Source organism: Streptomyces gamaensis (assembly GCF_042656465.1).
Lineage (GTDB): Bacteria > Actinomycetota > Actinomycetes > Streptomycetales > Streptomycetaceae > Streptomyces > Streptomyces gamaensis.
In genome coordinates this window covers 17,300-32,893 of record NZ_JBHSPB010000017.1, presented here as the reverse complement: position 1 = coordinate 32,893, position 15,594 = coordinate 17,300, and the positions used below count along the sequence as shown (strand labels likewise).

General features: G+C 74.8%; 16 protein-coding genes. 6 read left to right on the top strand and 10 right to left on the bottom strand.

What is annotated here, in order from left to right; all coding sequences use genetic code 11:
- Positions 1–3 precede the first annotated feature (3 nt).
- From ACFP1Z_RS24690 to fabG, 3 genes are all read right to left on the bottom strand, one after another.
- Positions 4–690 (bottom strand): uracil-DNA glycosylase, encoded by a 687-nt coding sequence (locus tag ACFP1Z_RS24690; RefSeq protein ID WP_390319558.1) that lies wholly within the window; start codon positions 688–690, stop codon positions 4–6.
- 125 nt (positions 691–815) lie between these two features.
- Positions 816–1,583, bottom strand: a complete 768-nt coding sequence (locus ACFP1Z_RS24685; RefSeq protein WP_390319556.1) for an SDR family oxidoreductase — start codon at positions 1,581–1,583, stop codon at positions 816–818.
- Positions 1,584–1,600: 17 nt separating this feature from the next.
- Positions 1,601–2,362: a 3-oxoacyl-ACP reductase FabG gene (fabG, locus tag ACFP1Z_RS24680; RefSeq protein ID WP_390319554.1), complete on the bottom strand. Its 762-nt coding sequence runs from the start codon at positions 2,360–2,362 to the stop codon at positions 1,601–1,603.
- A gap of 207 nt (positions 2,363–2,569) precedes the next feature.
- Here fabG and ACFP1Z_RS24675 point away from each other — a divergent pair, with 207 nt between their 5' ends.
- Together ACFP1Z_RS24675 and ACFP1Z_RS24670 are read left to right on the top strand one after the other, a co-directional pair.
- On the top strand, positions 2,570–4,651 hold the full coding sequence (locus ACFP1Z_RS24675) for a prolyl oligopeptidase family serine peptidase (RefSeq protein ID WP_390319552.1): 2,082 nt from the start codon (positions 2,570–2,572) through the stop codon (positions 4,649–4,651).
- A gap of 105 nt (positions 4,652–4,756) precedes the next feature.
- A complete protein-coding gene (locus tag ACFP1Z_RS24670) occupies positions 4,757–5,272 on the top strand; it encodes a Rieske (2Fe-2S) protein (RefSeq protein WP_390319550.1) in 516 nt (171 codons plus the stop codon).
- Between the two features lie 21 nt (positions 5,273–5,293).
- On the opposite strand, the gene ACFP1Z_RS24665 is transcribed toward ACFP1Z_RS24670, so the two are convergent.
- Positions 5,294–5,926 carry a cysteine hydrolase family protein gene (locus ACFP1Z_RS24665; RefSeq protein ID WP_390319548.1) on the bottom strand — a complete coding sequence of 211 codons (633 nt, stop codon included), beginning with the start codon at positions 5,924–5,926 and terminating at the stop codon, positions 5,294–5,296.
- A gap of 140 nt (positions 5,927–6,066) precedes the next feature.
- On the opposite strand from ACFP1Z_RS24665, the gene ACFP1Z_RS24660 reads away from it, so the two are divergent.
- Complete coding sequence (locus ACFP1Z_RS24660; RefSeq protein ID WP_390319546.1) at positions 6,067–6,525, top strand: pyridoxamine 5'-phosphate oxidase family protein; 459 nt, start codon at positions 6,067–6,069, stop codon at positions 6,523–6,525.
- 15 nt (positions 6,526–6,540) lie between these two features.
- Here ACFP1Z_RS24660 and ACFP1Z_RS24655 read toward each other — a convergent pair whose 3' ends face one another.
- On the bottom strand, positions 6,541–7,446 hold the full coding sequence (locus ACFP1Z_RS24655) for a LysR family transcriptional regulator (protein WP_390319544.1): 906 nt from the start codon (positions 7,444–7,446) through the stop codon (positions 6,541–6,543).
- A gap of 74 nt (positions 7,447–7,520) precedes the next feature.
- Between ACFP1Z_RS24655 and ACFP1Z_RS24650 the strand changes: the two genes are divergently transcribed.
- Positions 7,521–8,606 (top strand): DMT family transporter, encoded by a 1,086-nt coding sequence (locus ACFP1Z_RS24650; RefSeq protein WP_390319543.1) that lies wholly within the window; start codon positions 7,521–7,523, stop codon positions 8,604–8,606.
- Positions 8,607–8,870: 264 nt separating this feature from the next.
- Here the strand turns inward: ACFP1Z_RS24650 and ACFP1Z_RS24645 are convergent, their stop codons facing one another.
- Entirely contained in the window at positions 8,871–10,205 is a 1,335-nt protein-coding gene (locus tag ACFP1Z_RS24645; RefSeq protein WP_390319541.1) for an aminotransferase class I/II-fold pyridoxal phosphate-dependent enzyme, read from the bottom strand.
- A 35-nt stretch (positions 10,206–10,240) separates the two neighbouring features.
- On the opposite strand from ACFP1Z_RS24645, the gene ACFP1Z_RS24640 reads away from it, so the two are divergent.
- Positions 10,241–10,906: a pyridoxamine 5'-phosphate oxidase family protein gene (locus tag ACFP1Z_RS24640; protein WP_390319539.1), complete on the top strand. Its 666-nt coding sequence runs from the start codon at positions 10,241–10,243 to the stop codon at positions 10,904–10,906.
- Here ACFP1Z_RS24640 and ACFP1Z_RS24635 read toward each other — a convergent pair.
- The 3 genes from ACFP1Z_RS24635 to ACFP1Z_RS24625 all read right to left on the bottom strand — a co-directional run bounded on the left by ACFP1Z_RS24635 (position 10,893) and on the right by ACFP1Z_RS24625 (position 13,658).
- Positions 10,893–11,981, bottom strand: coding sequence for a DMT family transporter (locus ACFP1Z_RS24635; protein ID WP_390319538.1), 1,089 nt, complete (start codon positions 11,979–11,981; stop codon positions 10,893–10,895). The two genes, ACFP1Z_RS24640 and ACFP1Z_RS24635, sit on opposite strands and share 14 nt — an antisense overlap.
- Before the next feature lie 250 nt (positions 11,982–12,231).
- Positions 12,232–12,789: a Clp protease N-terminal domain-containing protein gene (locus ACFP1Z_RS24630; protein WP_390319536.1), complete on the bottom strand. Its 558-nt coding sequence runs from the start codon at positions 12,787–12,789 to the stop codon at positions 12,232–12,234.
- A gap of 278 nt (positions 12,790–13,067) precedes the next feature.
- On the bottom strand, positions 13,068–13,658 hold the full coding sequence (locus ACFP1Z_RS24625; RefSeq protein WP_390319534.1) for a PadR family transcriptional regulator: 591 nt from the start codon (positions 13,656–13,658) through the stop codon (positions 13,068–13,070).
- Positions 13,659–13,898: 240 nt separating this feature from the next.
- Here ACFP1Z_RS24625 and ACFP1Z_RS24620 point away from each other — a divergent pair, with 240 nt between their 5' ends.
- Positions 13,899–14,723, top strand: coding sequence for a PhzF family phenazine biosynthesis protein (locus ACFP1Z_RS24620; RefSeq protein ID WP_390319532.1), 825 nt, complete (start codon positions 13,899–13,901; stop codon positions 14,721–14,723).
- An 18-nt stretch (positions 14,724–14,741) separates the two neighbouring features.
- Here ACFP1Z_RS24620 and ACFP1Z_RS24615 read toward each other — a convergent pair whose 3' ends face one another.
- Positions 14,742–15,506 (bottom strand): CPBP family intramembrane glutamic endopeptidase, encoded by a 765-nt coding sequence (locus ACFP1Z_RS24615; RefSeq protein WP_390319718.1) that lies wholly within the window; start codon positions 15,504–15,506, stop codon positions 14,742–14,744.
- Between the last annotated feature and the right edge of the window lie 88 nt (positions 15,507–15,594).

Below are 15,594 nucleotides of genomic sequence, written 5' to 3'. Positions count from 1 at the left end.
CGTTCAGACCCCGAGGTCCGGGATGCGCCAGTCGATCGGCTCGTGCCCCTGCGCCGCGACCGCCTCGTTGATCTTCGTGAAGGGCCGGCTGCCGAAGAACCGCTTCGCGGACAGCGGTGACGGGTGGGCGCCCTTGACGACGGCGTGGCGCTCCTCGTCGATCAGCGGGAGCTTCTTCTGCGCGTAGTTGCCCCACAGGACGAACACCGCCGGGTCGGGCCGCTGCGCGACCGCGCGGATGACCGCGTCGGTGAACTTCTCCCAGCCCTTGCCCTTGTGGGAGTTGGCCTCGCCGGCGCGGACCGTCAGCACCGCGTTGAGCAGCAGCACGCCCTGCCGCGCCCACGGCATGAGATAGCCGTTGTCCGGGACCGGCAGACCGAGGTCCTCGTGCATCTCCTTGTAGATGTTGCGCAGGGACGGCGGCACCCGCACCCCGGGGCGCACGGAGAAGCACAGCCCGTGCCCCTGCCCCGGGCCGTGGTAGGGGTCCTGGCCGAGGACGAGCACCTTGACCTGCTCGTAGGGGGTCGCCTCCAGGGCGGCGAACACCTCCTCGCGCGGCGGGTAGACCGGCCCCCTGGCGCGCTCTTCCTCGACGAAGTCCACGAGCTCCTTGAAATAGGGCTTCTCCAGCTCCTCGCCGAGGACTCCGCGCCAGGACTCGGGCAGCATGCCGCTGTCGGTCACGTCCACAACCTCCGGGGTTCGATCCGCATCTCGCCGTGCCCGGTGAGACAGGGCACGGCGAGAAACTTACCGGCGGCCACTGACAACGCCGACCGCCGGCGGACGCGCACCCGGGCCCGGGGCCGTCAGAACCCGACGTTGAGGAAGGCCCCGCCGTCCACGACGAGGGTCTGCCCGGTGATCCATCCCGCGGCGTCGGAGAGCAGGAACGCGGCCGCGCCCCCGATGTCCTCGGGCACGCCCAGCCGCCCGAGCGGGTAGCGGGCGACGACCTCCTCCTCGCGCCCCTCGTAGAGGGCGGCGGCGAACCGGGTCTTCACCACGGCGGGGGCGATCGCGTTGACGCGCCCCCCCGGCGCGAACTCGTGGGCGAGCTGCAGGGTGAGGTTGACCATGGCGGCCTTGCTCATCCCGTAGGCGCCGACGAAGGGGGACGCGGAGAGCCCGGCGACGGACGCGATGTTGACGATCGCGCCGCCGTTGTCCTTCTGCCAGGCGTGCCAGGTGCGCTGGGCGAAGCCGAGCGCGGAGACGACGTTGGTCTCGAAGACCTTGCGGACGACGGCGAGGTCGGCGTCGGCCAGCGGGCCGAACACGGGGTTCGTCCCGGCGTTGTTGACCAGGTAGTCGATGCGGCCGAAGGCGTCCATGGCGCGCTCGACGGCGGTGGCCTGGTGGCTCTCGTCGTGGGCCTTGCCGGCCACGCCGATCGCCCGGCCCTCGCCGAGCCGTGCCACGGCGTCCTTGAGGGAGTCCTCGTTGCGCCCGGTGATCACGACGCGGTCGCCGCGGGCGACGAGGGCCTCGGCGATGCCGTAGCCGATGCCGCGGCTCGCGCCGGTGACCAGGGCGACGCGGCCGCTGTCCGTGCCGGGCTCTGCTGTGCTGCTCATCTCCGTCCCTCCTGCCGTCAGTTGAGCGGCCCGCCGGCCACGTACAGCACCTGGCCGGAGACGAACCCGGCCTGTTCGCCGGTGAAGAAGGCCACGGCGTTGGCGATGTCGTCGGGCTCGCCGACGCGCTGCACGGGGATCTGGCTCGCGGCGGCGGCCTTGAACTCCTCGAAGCCCATGCCGACGCGGGCCGCCGTGGCGGCGGTCATGTCGGTGGCGATGAAGCCGGGGGCGACGGAGTTGGCGGTGATGCCGAACTTGCCGAGTTCCTTGGCGAGCGTCTTGGTCAGGCCCTGCATACCGGCCTTGGCGGCCGAGTAGTTGGCCTGGCCCCGGTTGCCGAGGGCGGAGCTGCTGGAGAGGTTGACGATCCGGCCGAAGCCGGCGTCGACCATGTGCTTCTGGCAGGCACGCGACATCAGGAAGGCGCCGCGCAGATGGACGTTCAGGACGGTGTCCCAGTCGTCCTCGCTCATCTTGAACAGCAGGTTGTCGCGGAGCACGCCCGCGTTGTTCACGAGGATGAGCGGGGGGCCGAGCTCGGCGGCGACGCGGGCGACGGCGGAGTCCACCTGCGCCGCGTCGGAGACGTCGCAGCCGACGGCGAGGGCCCGGCCGCCCGCCCGCTCCACCTTGGCGACGGTGTCGGCGCACGCGGCCTCGTCGAGGTCGAGGACGGCGACCGCGCGGCCCTCCTCCGCCAGCCGTACGGCGGTCGCGGCGCCGATGCCCCGGGCCGCGCCCGTGACGACGGCCACCCGTTGTTCGGTGGTGGACATTGCGCTCTCTCCTCACCCTCGTCGGCGGCTCGCGGCCCCGTCGAGGGGTGAGCAACCGCTCAGTAGCTTGGCTGATCAGACGCTAGAAGCCGCTTCTGCGGCTGTCAACGGCCGCGCGCCACAGGCCCGTAGAGCCGCCGGAGTGCTCCCTCTCGCGGACGGCGGAGCGCTACCGGCGGACGGTAGCGGTCTGCGAGGCTCCCCGGCATGGACCACTCTTCCTGTGCCGTGTCTTCCCGTGCCGTGGCCGCCTTCCCCCACCAGTACGCCGCCAGCCGCCGCTTCGAGCTGGGCGTGCCGCGCCGCTTCACCGTCTCGCCGGACGGCCGCAGGGTGCTGTTCACGCGTACGCGCGGCGGCCTGGACGCGCGCAGCGCGCTGTGGCTGTACGAGGACGGACGCGAGCGCGTCCTTGCGGAACCGGCGTCGGACGACGCGGCTCTACCGCAGGCGGAACGGGACCGCCGGGAGCGGGCGCGCGAACGCGCGGAGGGGATCGTCGCGTCCGCCACCGACCGCGACGTCCGCCTTGCGGTGTACGCCGTGGGCGGCAGGGTGTGGGCGGTACGGACCGACGGCGGCACCCCGTTCGCCGTACCGGGCACGGAGCGGGCCGTGGACCCGCGCCCCTCCCCCGACGGCCGGTACGTCGCGTACGTCACCGGCGGCACCCTGCGCGTGGTGTCCCTGACGGGCGAGGAACGGGTGAGCGTCGTGCCGGAGGGGCCCGAAGTGACGTACGGGCTGCCGGAGCACACGGCGGCGGAGTCGATGGGGCGGGACCGCGGTCACTGGTGGGCGCCGGACGGCAGCGCGCTGCTGGTCGCCCGCGTCGACCCCACGCGCGTGCCCCTGTGGTACGTCAGCGACCCGGCGCACCCGCAGCGGCCGCCACGGTCCGTGCGCTGTCCGACGGCGGGCACCGCCAACGCCGAGGTGCGGCTGTTTCTCGTGGGGCTGGACGGCTCGCGCACCGAAGTGGCCTGGGACCGGGCCGGCTTCGAGTACCTGACGGCGGCGGACTGGGACGCGCACGGCCCGCTGCTCGCCGTGCAGAGCCGCGACCAGCGGCGGCTGCGCGTCCTGGCGGCGGACCCGGCGACCGGGCGGACGCGGCTGCTGCGCGAGCGGCGCGACAGCGCGTGGGTGGAGCTCGTCCCGGGCACCCCGGCCCGTACCGCCTGTGGCGCGCTCGTCGAACCACTGGACGACGGCGACGTCCGGCAGTTGACCGTCGGCGGTGAGGTCGTGAGCCCACCGGGACTCCAGGTGCACGAGGTGCTCGGGGTGACGGGCGAGCGGGTGCTGTTCTCGGTGTGGGAGAACACCTTCGAGCGGCATGTGTGGCAGTACGAGCCGGGGCGTGGCGCGCGTCGGCTGAGCGGTGGGCCGGGGGTGCACACGGCGGTGGCGGGCGGGGACACGGTGGTGCTGTCCGGGCAGACACCGGACGGCTGGTCGGTGACGGTCGTCACGGACGGCCAACAGGCCGGTGTGATCCGGTCGTTGGCGGCCGAGCCCGTGGTCGTCCCCCGGCCGGAGTTCCTGACGCTGGGAGAGAGGGGGCTGCCCGCGATGCTGTTCCTGCCGTCCTGGCACACGCCGGGCTCACGGAAGCTGCCGGTGCTGCTGCGCCCGTACGCCGGCCCCGGCCTGCGGGTGGCGGTACGGGGGCGGGGCTGGCCGGCGTGCGTGGCGCAGTGGTGTGCCGAGCAGGGCTTCGCGGTGCTGGTGGCGGACGGGCGGGGCACCCCGGGGATGGGGCCGCGGTGGGAGAAGGCCGTGCGCGGCGACCCGTTGACGCCCGTACTGCGGGACCAGATCGACGCGCTGCGCGCGGCCGCCGCGCACTGTCCGGACCTGGACACGGACCGGGTGGGCATCTCGGGCTGGTCGTTCGGCGGGACGGTCGCGGCCGCCGCGGTGCTGCGGCACCCGGAGGTCTTCCACGCGGCGGTCTCCGGCGCCGCTGTCACCGACATGCCGCTGTACGACGCGTACTGGAGGGAGAGGTTCCTGGGGCACCCGGAGGAGGAGCCGGAGAACTACGCCCGCTCGTCGACCCTGCGCGACGCCCATCTGCTGCGCCGTCCGCTGCTGCTCGTGCACGGGATGGCGGACGACAACGTCCTGGTGGCGCACACGCTGCGGCTGTCGGCGGCACTGCTGGCGGCGGGACGGCCGCACAGGGTGCTGCCGGTGTCGGGCGCGACGCACTCGCCGGTGGGCGACGCCGGGAGTCTGCTGCGGTTCGAGACGGACTTCCTGAGAGAAACCCTCAAACCGTGAACACGGGCGCCGCCGGGGCCGTATGACGGCGGAAGCGGCCGCCGCCCGGCGCCCGCCACGGACACGGGACCGGCCCAGGAGGCCGGTGCGAAGAGGTGAGCGGACATGACGAACGCTTCATCGGCCCCACGGGGCTCGAACCGTCGCACGGTCGTCGCGGCGGCGGGGGCCGCGGGACTGGCCGCCGTACTCGCGGCGTGCGGCGGCTCGGGCGGGGACCAGCAGCCGGGTGGGGAAACCACCGACGGCCGGCGGGAACCCGGCAGCGGGCCGACGGGCCGTACGACACCCGGCCCCGCCGGCAGTGCGGGCAGTGGCCGGCCGGGCGGCGAGGGGCAGGCGCTGGCCCCTGTCTCGGACATCCCGGAAGGCGGCGGCAAGGTCTTCCCGGACCGGCAGGTGGTGGTGACGCAGCCGGTCCGGGGTGAGTTCAGGGCGTTCTCGGCGGTGTGTACGCATCAGCAGTGCGTGGTCCGGGACGTCTCGGGCGGCACCGTCAACTGCCCGTGCCACGGCAGCAAGTACGCCGTCACGGACGGCAGTGTCCGGCACGGCCCGGCGACCGCTCCGCTGCCCTCGCGGCGCGTCGTCGTACGCGACGGAACGCTTCACCTGGCCTGACGGGCCGGGCCGCGCGCCGCCTCAGCGCGGGCGGCGCGCGGGCGTGCGCCGCCAGCCGTCGAGGAGCGCCTCGGTGGTGGTGAGGGTGGCCACATGGGCGAGCGTGTGCCGGACCACGGCGGCGGTGTAGTCGGCGGGCACCCCGGCGATGGCGTCGGTGGGGACCACGGCCGTGTAGCCGAGGTTGACGGCGTCGAAGACGGTGTTGGGGATCGCGACGTTGGCGGAGACCCCGGTGACGACGAGGGTCCGGCAGCCGAGGTTGCGCAGCAGGGCGTCCATGCCCGTACCGGCCAGCGGGGAGAGCCCGTGCAGGCGCCGGACGACGAGGTCCTCCTCGCCGACGGGGACGGGGTCGACCACGCGCACGGCCGTGCTGCCGGTCAACTGCTGTACGGGCAGCCGCTCGACGGCCCGCAGCAGCGGGGCGTTGCGGGCGGCGCCCCGGCCGTCGGGGCGCCGTTCGGCGATGGCGTGCACGACCTGCACGCCGGCGGTGTGCGCGGCGGTGACCAGGCGCGCGATGCGGACGAGGGCGCCGGAGGTGCGCGCGGCTTCGGCGAGTTCGGGCAGGGCGCTGTCGGTGCCGAGGACACCGCGCTGGCACTCGACGGTGAGCAGCACGGTCGTCGCGGGGTCGGGCGGCGGTGCCATGGCGCGCTCCTGGGGCGGCCGGGCCGGGCGGCCCGGGAGCGGATCGACCGCGTGAGAGTAACGGGCCTTGCGCGGGCGGGGAAGAGCCCGCACGATCCTGACGGGACGTCAGGTATGGGCCGGGGCGGGAGGACGACGGCATGGCCGACACCCAGCGGCGGGGCCGCCGGATCATGATGACGCGCGCGGAGCTGGACGCGTTCCTCGCCGGACAGCGCGTCTGCCGGCTGGCCACGGTGGGCCGGGACGGGTCCCCGCACGTGAGCGCGTTGTGGTTCGCCTGGGACGGGCGGGCGCTGTGGCTGTACTCCCTGGTCCGCAGCAGGCGATGGGCACAGCTGCGCTCCGACGCGCGGGCGGCGGCGCTGGTGGACGGCGGCCGGGAGTACGGGGAACTGCGGGGTGCCGAGCTCTCGGGCACGGTGGCGTCCGTCGGCGAGGTCCCTCGCACCGGCGCGCCGCGTCCCGAACTCGCCGCCGTGGAGGCGATGTTCGCCGCGAAGTACTTCGCGGCCCCGGCCATGCCTCACGACGCCCGCCACGCCTGGCTGCGGCTGGCCCCGGACACGGTGCGCTCCTGGGACTTCCGCAAACTGTGAGGGCGGGGCGGCGGCTCAGCCGGTGACCCGCTCCGCGGCGCTCCGCAGCGCCTGGACCGCCGCGCGGATCGACGGCCTGCGGTCCGCGTCCGCCCGCCAGATCGCGTAGACGTGGCGGCACATCGTGTGCCGTACGGGCACCACGCGCACCCCGTCCGGCACCGGCCCGCGTCCCAGCCTCGGGGCGACGGCGACGCCCAGCCCGGCGGCGATCAGGGCGAGCTGGGTGGGGTGTTCCTCGGCCATGTGCCCGACGCGCGGCTCGATGCCCTTGCCGCGGAGCGTGAGCATCAGCCAGTCGTGACAGAACTCGCCCTTGGGCCAGGAGACCCACTCGTCGTCCGCGAACTCCTCCAGCTCCACGACCTCACGCCCGGCGAGCGGATGCCCGGCGGGCATCGCCACGTCGGCCGGGTCGTCGAGGAGCTCGGCCTTGACCAGCCCGTCCGGCAGCGCGAGCGGCTTGTTGTACCAGTCGAGGACGACCGCGACGTCGAGGTCGCCGCGCACCACCCGGGGCACGGCCTCGTCCGGCTCCATCTCCCGCAGCCGGGCCCGCAGTTGCGGATGCTCCGCGCGCAGCGCGGCCAGCGCGTCGGGGAACAGGCCGCGGGCCGCAGTAGGGAAGGCCCCCAGCAGCAGCTCGCCGACGGCCCGCCCCCGCTGTGCCTCCAGGTCGGCCTGGGCCAGCTCCACCTGGGAGAGGATGCGCGCGGCGTGTTCGGCCAGCAGCCGGCCCGCGTCGGTCAGGCGCACCCCGCGCCCGTTCTTCGCGAGGAGCTGCTGGCCGGTCTCCCGCTCCAGCTTGGCGAGCTGCTGCGAGACGGCCGAGGTCGTCACGTGCAGCCCGTCCGCCGCGCCGCTGACGGAGCCGTGCCGGGCCACGGCGTGCAGGGTCCGCAGACGATCCAGGTTCAACATGTAAGAGATACTACGCGAACCCTTGAGCCCTATTTAATTGTGCTAACGCGTATGGCTCCCCCATGGTTGTGCCCATGCGCACGACCTCGTCCGACCCGCAGCGGCCGTCCCCCTCCTCCGGCTCCGCCCCCTCGTCACCCTCGTCCCTCTCGTCCGCCCCGCCCGCACCGATCACCCCGCCCCCTTCGGTCCTGCCCGCTCCGGCCGCGCCGTCCCGGGCCGTCGACTGGCGCATCCGCTTCGCCGCGCTCTCCCTGATCTGGGGGTGCAGCTTCCTGTTCATCAAGGTCGGCACCGAGGGCTTCACGCCGCTGTACGTCTCCCTGGGGCGGATGGCGTGCGGCACGGCCGTGCTCGTCGCCGCGCTGGCCGTCAGACGGGAGCGGCTGCCGCGCGCCGCCCGCACCTGGGCCCATCTGTGCGTCGCCGCCGTGCTGCTCAACTCCCTCCCCTTCTCGCTGTTCGCCTACGCGGAGCTGCGCATCCCCTCCACGCTCGCCGGGATCTGCAACGCCACCACCCCGCTGTGGGGCATGCTGCTCTCGCTCGTGGCCCTCTCCGAGGACCGGCCCACGCGGCGCCGCTTCGCCGGGCTCGCCCTCGGCTTCGCGGGCGTCCTCGTCGTCCTGGGCGCCTGGCAGGGCTTCTCCGGGCAGGACCCGGCCGGCACCCTCATGGCCCTGGCCGCCTCCGCGAGCTACGCGGTCGGCTGGATCTACGTGCGCCGCAATCTGTCGACGACCGGGGACTCCCATCTGTCCATGACCGGCGCGCAGTTGCTCCTGGGCACCGTCCAGCTCGCCATGGCCGCCCCGCTGTCGGCCCCCCTGCCGACCTCCTTCCCGGCCGTGCCGCTGCTCGCGATCCTCGCCCTGGGCGCGCTGGGCACGGGCTTCGCCATGCTCGTCCAGTACGGGCTGGTCGCCGACGTCGGGCCGACGACAGCGACCCTGATCACCTACTTCCTGCCGATCGTGGCGACGGCCGCGGGCGTCACCGTGCTCGGCGAGGAACTGACCTGGAACACCCCCGTGGGAGCCCTGATCGTGCTGGCCGGCGCCGCCCTCACCCGCCCCGGCCCGGCCCGCGGACGCCGACCGGACTCCCGCCCCCCGACCGCCGGCCGGGACGACGCCCGCCCGCAGCGCGGACCCCACTGAGCGCACGTCCGACGACGGCGGACTTCCCGGCCCCCGCGCCCCGCCCCTGGGCGTGCTCGGTGCCGCCGCACGGCGCACCGGCGGCACCGAGCACGCCCGGGCGGCCCTGCCCCGGCCCGCCCTTCTCGCACACGCCGGCCTGCGGCCGTGCCCGTCCACCGCACGGCCTGACCCCCGGCGCACGGCGCGCCGCCACACCGTGCGCCGCGGAACCGTGCCCGCGCGCGGACCCGCCCCGGATCCACGGCCTACGCCCCCATGCCCTCAGGCGTAGTAACGCCCCGCGGATATCGGGTCGGTCGCGGACGCCAGCGCGTCCGCGACCGGCTCTATCTCCTCCATGGACAGCGGCGAGACGGTCACCCGGACACCGGGCGGCGAGGCGAGCCGGAAGCGGGCCCCCGGAGCCACCGCCCACCCCGCCTGCAACATCCGTGCCACCACTCCCGTTTCGTCCGGCACCGGCAGCCACACGTTCATTCCGCTGCGCCCGTGGGCGGTGACCCCGCGCTCGCGCAGCGCCGCCACGAGCGCGTCCCGCCGCCGCCCGTAGGAGCCGGCCACGGCCGCCGGATCCACGGCGCCGCCGCGCCACAGGTGCAGCACCGCGTCCTGGAGCACATGACTGACCCAGCCCGGCCCCAGCCGCTGCCGCCCGCGCACCCGGTCCACGGTGACGGGGTCACCGGTGATCACCGCGAGCCGCAGATCGGGCCCGTACGCCTTGGCGACCGAACGCACCACGACCCAGCGGTCGGTGGCCCCGGCGAGCGGTCGCAGCGGCAGATCCACGATGCCGTGCCCGTGGTCGTCCTCCACCAGGAGCACCTGCGGGCGCTCCTGGAGCACGGCACGCAGCTCCCGGGCCCGCTCCTCGCTGACGACCGCCCCGGTGGGGTTCTGCGCGCGGCCCGTCACCACCAGCGCCCGCACCCCCTGCCGCAGCGCCTGCCCCACGGCCTCGGGCAGCGGGCCCTCGTCGTCGAGGGCCACGGGGACGGGGCGCAGCCCGAGGGCAGGGACGAGGTCGAGGAGGCTGCCCCAGCCCGGATCCTCGACGGCCACGGCGTCGCCCATGCGCAGGTGCGCGGCGAGCACCCGCTCGATGGCGTCCAACGCGCCCGAGGTGACGGCCACCGGCCCCTCGGGGACCCCCTCCTGCGTGAAGGCGGCCCGCGCCATCCGCTCCAGCCCGGTGTCCACCGCGGGCGTCCCGTACAGCACGGGCCCGGCGGCGGCGCGCTCGGCGGCCGCGGCGAGCGCGGGGCCGAGCGGCGGCAGCAGCGCGGGGTCGGGATTCCCGGTGGAGACGTCGCACACCCCCTCGGGCGCCTCCACACGGATCAGCTCCCGTGACGTGCTGGCAGGGCGGGAGCGCACGCGACTGCCGCGGCGGCCCGCCGTCTCGATCACACCGCGGTCGCGCAGCGTGCGGTACGCGGCCGCGACCGTGTTGGGATTGACTCCCAGCTCGACCGCCAACTCCCGCATGGGAGGCAGCAGTTCACCAGGAGCGAGCCTGCCCGACCCGACAGCCCGCTCCACGCTCGCGGAAATGTCCGCTGCGCGACGACCTTCGATCCGATACTCTCCTAGCACAAAAAACATTATGCACTAGTGCAATGGAGATCGCAATGGGTGTTCCCACCGTGTACGAGCAGACGGAGCGCACCACCCCCTCCCGCTACCGCGACCGCACCTCCTACGACCGTGCCCTGGTCCACGCGATACTCGACGCGGGCTGCGTGTGCCACCTCGGCTTCGTCCGCGACGGCGCCCCCGTCGTCCTCCCCACGCTCTACGGACGCGTCGGCGACCGTCTCTACGTGCACGGCTCGACCGGTTCCCGTCCGCTGCGCGCCGCGGGGCGGGCCGGCGAGGAGGGCATGCCCGTCTGCGTGACGGTCACGCATCTCGACGGCCTGGTGCTGGCCCGCTCGGCCTTCCACCACTCCCTCAACTACCGCTCCGTCGTGGTGCACGGCAGGGCCCTCGACGTGACGGACACCGCCGAGCGGTCCGCCGCCCTGGACGCCCTGGTCGACCAGGCCGTGCCGGGCCGCTCGGCGGACTGCCGGCCGCCGACGGGCAAGGAGCTCGCGGCGACAGCCGTACTGCGGATCGACCTCGCCGAGGTCTCCGCCAAGGTGCGCTGCGCGGGCCCCGGTGACGAGCCGGAGGACCTCGCCCTCCCCCACTGGAGCGGCGTCGTCCCCGTGACCCGCGCGTACGGGGAGCCGGTGCCCGCCGACGACCTGGCTCCCGGCATCCCCGTGCCTGCCTACCTCAGCGCTCTGTGAGGGGACCGGCCGTCGCCGGGGCGGTCTGGACGCGTGCCTCGGCGACGGCCAGCGCCGCCACCGCGCACAGCAGCACCGCCGTGCCGACGACGGTCGCGGCGGTGAGCCGTTCGCCGAGCAGGGCCACCGCGATGACCGCGGCCGTGACCGGCTCCACGAGCGTGATCACGGCCACGGTGGTGGGCCGCACGACGAGGAGCCCCGTGAAGAACAGTCCGTATCCGAGCGCGGTCGGCACCGTCACCAGGTAGGCCATCAGCCCCAGGGTGCGGGCCAGTCCGTGCGCGGACGGCCACAGCCCCTCGGCCACGGCGAACGGCAGCAGGCACACCGTGCCCACCGCGAAGGACGTCACCGCCGTGGTGAACGGGTCCGCCGCGCGGCCCGCGCGGCCCAGGTACCGCTCGTAGACGGTGACGACCGCGTATCCGGCCGCCGACAGCAGCGCCAGTGCCACCCCCGTCGGCCGCACCGCACCCGGACCGCCGCCGAGCGTCAGCACGGCCAGCCCCGCGCACGCGCCGCACACGGACAGGCCGCCTCCGAGGCCCAGCCGTTCCCCCAGGGACACCCGCGCGCCCAGTGCCACCAGCACCGGTGCCGCGCCCAGGGTGACGACAGTGCCGACCGCGAGCCCGGTCGCGACCACCGCCCCGAAGTAGCAGACCTGGAAGACGGTCAGCCCCAGGCCGGTGACCAGGATCCGCAGCACCCGGCGCCGTCCCGGCCCGTGCGGCACCGCGCCGGTCCCGTCCGCGCGGCCGGTTCCGGCCCCCGGGCCCGTACGGCGCGCACGCAGCAAGCGCGGTGCCTGGACCGCCAGCAGCAGGACGAACCCTCCGGCCGTACGCCAGAAGGTCAGTGCGACGGGGCCGAGCCCGCTGCTGCCGACGACGAGGTCGGCGGTCGCGCCCGCGGTCCCCCAGGAGACGGCCGCGAAGGCCACGTAGCACAGTCCCCGCCCGACGGACGGACCGCCGGAGGCGGAGAGCGGCGCTGAGGACGAGGCGTGGGGGAAGCCGCCGGACGAGGGCCCGGAGGAAGGCAGCCCGGACGAGGGCAGGGAAGAAGACATGACGGTGCTCCCGCAGAAGACATGAGGTGAGATCGCGTGGTCCCGTTCGCGGGCAGCGGCAATCCGCCCGGGGACACGCCCCGGGCCCTGTTCTGCTGGAAGCGCCGCCCGCCTCAGACAGCGGGAGGCGGCAGCACGGTCATCGGCATGATCGTCACCTTAGGCGGGACGGCGCCGGCGCGACAAGCGCCCACCGGCACCGGGCAGCTCGTCGCCGGCACCCGGCAACTCCCCCGTGACGCACCTCACTTCACGCGCGCCACCGGCCGTCGGCACCGGACGCGGGCCGGCCGTCCAGACGCGCGAGCAGTTCCCCGGCATCGACACCGGCCCGGCCGAGCACCTCCACGGCCCGGCAGCGGCGGTCCCCGACCAGCGCGGCGAGCAGATCCGTCCCCCGCACGGGCCCGCCGGACCGGGCCCGGAGGCACGCCCCCTCCAGGGCGGCGGCAGCGGCGGGGGAGAAACCCGGCGCGCGGCCGCCGCGCAGCACCGGCAGCGCGCCGGAGTCCTCGACCGTGCCGCTCCAGCGCAGCCCGTAGCCGATGGTGCGCTGGACGAGATAGCCGAGCAGGCGCACCACCACGGCCGGGTCGTCGCCGGCCACGGCCCGGCAGGTCTCGGGGTCCGCCTCCAGCAGGGCGTGCAGCAGATGGGCGGTGTCGATCTGCCGGTCACCGTCCCGCAGTGCACGCCTGCGCGCCCCCGCGAGCGCCGAGGCCAGCTCGGCGCTGTGGCCCTGTTCTGCGCTGTGGCGGCCCTCGTGGTCGGTACCGACCGGTCCGGTGTCACGTGTACGGCGTTGCACCCTCCCACCCCATCAGTCACACGCCTCCGAGGCATCCCCGGCAGGGAGCATGTGCGCGTCCCACGCCAGTCGGGTCGGACGGCAGGGGCCTCCTCCTTGAGGAGGACGTGCGTCTCCGTTTTCTCAGGGGCGCGCGTGGCGCTCCGAGCGCCGGAGCCTCGCGCGGCACACCCGCGTACCGCGCGAGGACCCCGCGCGGACGGCGTCCGCGGGATGCGCGGATCAGCCGGCGCGGGCCGGCCGACCAGGACCGATCGGCGAGGATCAACCGGCGAGGATCAGTCGGCGAGGATCAAGTACAGCTTCTTGCGGGCCTCGTTGACGACCTCCAGGGCCTTCTGCCGCTGCTCCTTGCTGCCGGTCCGCCAGACCTGCCCGAACGCTTCCATGAAGCCGAAGCCCGCCTGCCGGATCTCCTGCATCGCCTCCCAGTCGACTCCGCGGCCCACCTCCAGCCAGGGTGTCCGCGAGCCGGCACCGGCCTCCTCGCGCCCGGCATCGGTGAGCGTGAACAGCTTCTTGCCGCCCTCGCTCTCGCTCGTGATGAGGCCCTCGTCCTCCAGCATCTGCAGGGTCGGATAGACCGACCCTGGGCTCGGCTTCCAGGTGCCGCCGCTGCGTTCGGCGATCTCCTGGATCATCTCGTAGCCGTGCATCGGCCGGTCCCCCAGCAGCGCCAGGATCGACGCGCGGACGTCGCCGCGGCGGGCCCGGCCGCCGGGCCCGCCACGCCCCCGGCCCCGGGGCCCGCCGAACGGCGGCCCGCCGAAACCCGGACCGAACGGACCGAACGCGGCCCGCCGCTCCTCGAATTCACGCACCCCGTGACGACCGGGCGCGCGGTGTCCCTGTCCATGAGAACGCCGCATGGCGTCCCTCCCCTCGTGGGATCCCGCACGGAACCGTTCCGCGCGGACCGCGACAGCCGCTTCGAAACGATCGACGACCATTCGCGATACCTCAACGATATATCGGAACCGATCGCCCGACAAGCCCCGGCCGAACCCCCGGCCACCCCCGGCCGAGCCCCGACCGCCCCCCGGAAATCGGGCCAGTTCCCGGGCATTGGCCATGTCCCGGCACTCCCCGGTCCCTCTACGGTGCGGCCCATGCGGATTCGTATCGTCGACGCCTTCACCGACCGCCCCTTCGCCGGCAACCCGGCCGGGGTGCTCCTGCTGGACTCGGACGCCTTCCCGGACGACCGGCGGCTGCAGCAGATCGCCGCCGAGGTCAACCTCTCCGAGACGGCCTTCGCCCACCCCCTGCCGGCCGGCACCGGCGGCCCGGCCGCCGACTGGGCGCTGCGCTGGTTCACCCCCGCCGCCGAGGTCGACATGTGCGGCCACGCGACCCTGGCCACCGCGCACGTCCTGCACACCACGGGCCGGGCGACCGGCACCGTGCGCTTCGCCGCCCGCTGCGGTGTCCTGCGCGCGACCGCGCGCGAGGACGGGTCGATCACCCTGGACTTCCCGACCGCCCCGCTCACCCCGGTCGCCGTCCCCGAGGGGGTGGCCGCCGCCCTCGGCGCCGAGCCGCTCGGCGCCCACGACACCGGCCCGCACGTCGGCGATCTGCTGGTCGAGCTCGCGGACGAGAAGACCGTACGGGCCCTGGCCCCCGACATCCGGGCACTGGCCGGGCTCTCCCGGCGCGGCGTCATCGCCACCGGGCCCGCGGAACACCCCGGACGCGGCTACGACTACGTCTCGCGCTGCTTCTTCCCCAATGTGGGCGTCGACGAGGACCCGGTGACCGGCAGCGCGCACACCGCGCTGGCCCCCCTGTGGTCCGGGCGGCTGGGCCGTGACGACCTCACCGGTCTCCAGGCGTCCGCCCGCGGCGGTGTCGTCCGTACGTCCCTGCGCGGCGAGCGCACCCTGCTCACCGGCACCGCCTGCACCGTGATCGACGGCGAGCTGCTGGCCTGAGCCCCGGACGGGGCCGGGTCAGGCCGTGGGCAGCCAGTCCACCCTGCCCGCGAGCAGCGCGTACCCGACGAAGGCGACGATGTCGATGAGCGCGTGCGCCGCGACCAGCGGACCGACCCGGCCCCACCGGCGGTACAGCAGCACGAAGATCACCCCCATGGCCATGTTGCCGACGAACCCGCCGACCCCCTGGTACAGGTGGTACGAGCCGCGCAGCACGGCGCTGCCCGCCAGCGCCGCCGCCGGGGTCCAGCCCAACTGCCCGAGCCTGCGCAGCAGATAGCCGACGACGATCACTTCCTCCAGCACGGCGTTCTGCACGGCGGAGGCGATCAGCACAGGGAACTTCCACCACACCTCCGGCAGCGACTCGGGCACCACGGTGAGGTTCGCCCCGCTCGCCCGCGCCGCCAGATAGAGCAGCAGTCCGCAGCCCCCCATCACGGCCGCCAGGGCCGTGCCCCTGGCCAGGTCGGCGGCCGGCCGGGTGCGGTCGAAGCCGATGGCCCGCAGGCCGGCGCCCTCCCGCCGCAGCAGATGCGCGACGAGCAGGACCGGCACGAGGGCGGTGGTGATGCCGAAGACCTGCCAGGCGAGGTCCAGCCACGGCCGCCCGGGAGCGTGCGAGGAGTTCATCCGCGCCGCCTGGCCCGCCAGCCCGCCGGGCCGGGTGAGCGCGCCGACGAAGCTGATCAGGGCCGACACCGCGCTGGCCCCGAGCGAGAGCGCGAGCACGAGCAGCGTCTCGTCGCGCGTCACGCGCCGCCGGGACTCCCCGGCCACCGGTCCCGCCCACGTGCCCGCCGGTGTGCCGCCTGCTTCCCGCGCGTTCCGCCGCACCTGTCCGCCTCCCTCGCCGTCCGCACCGCAG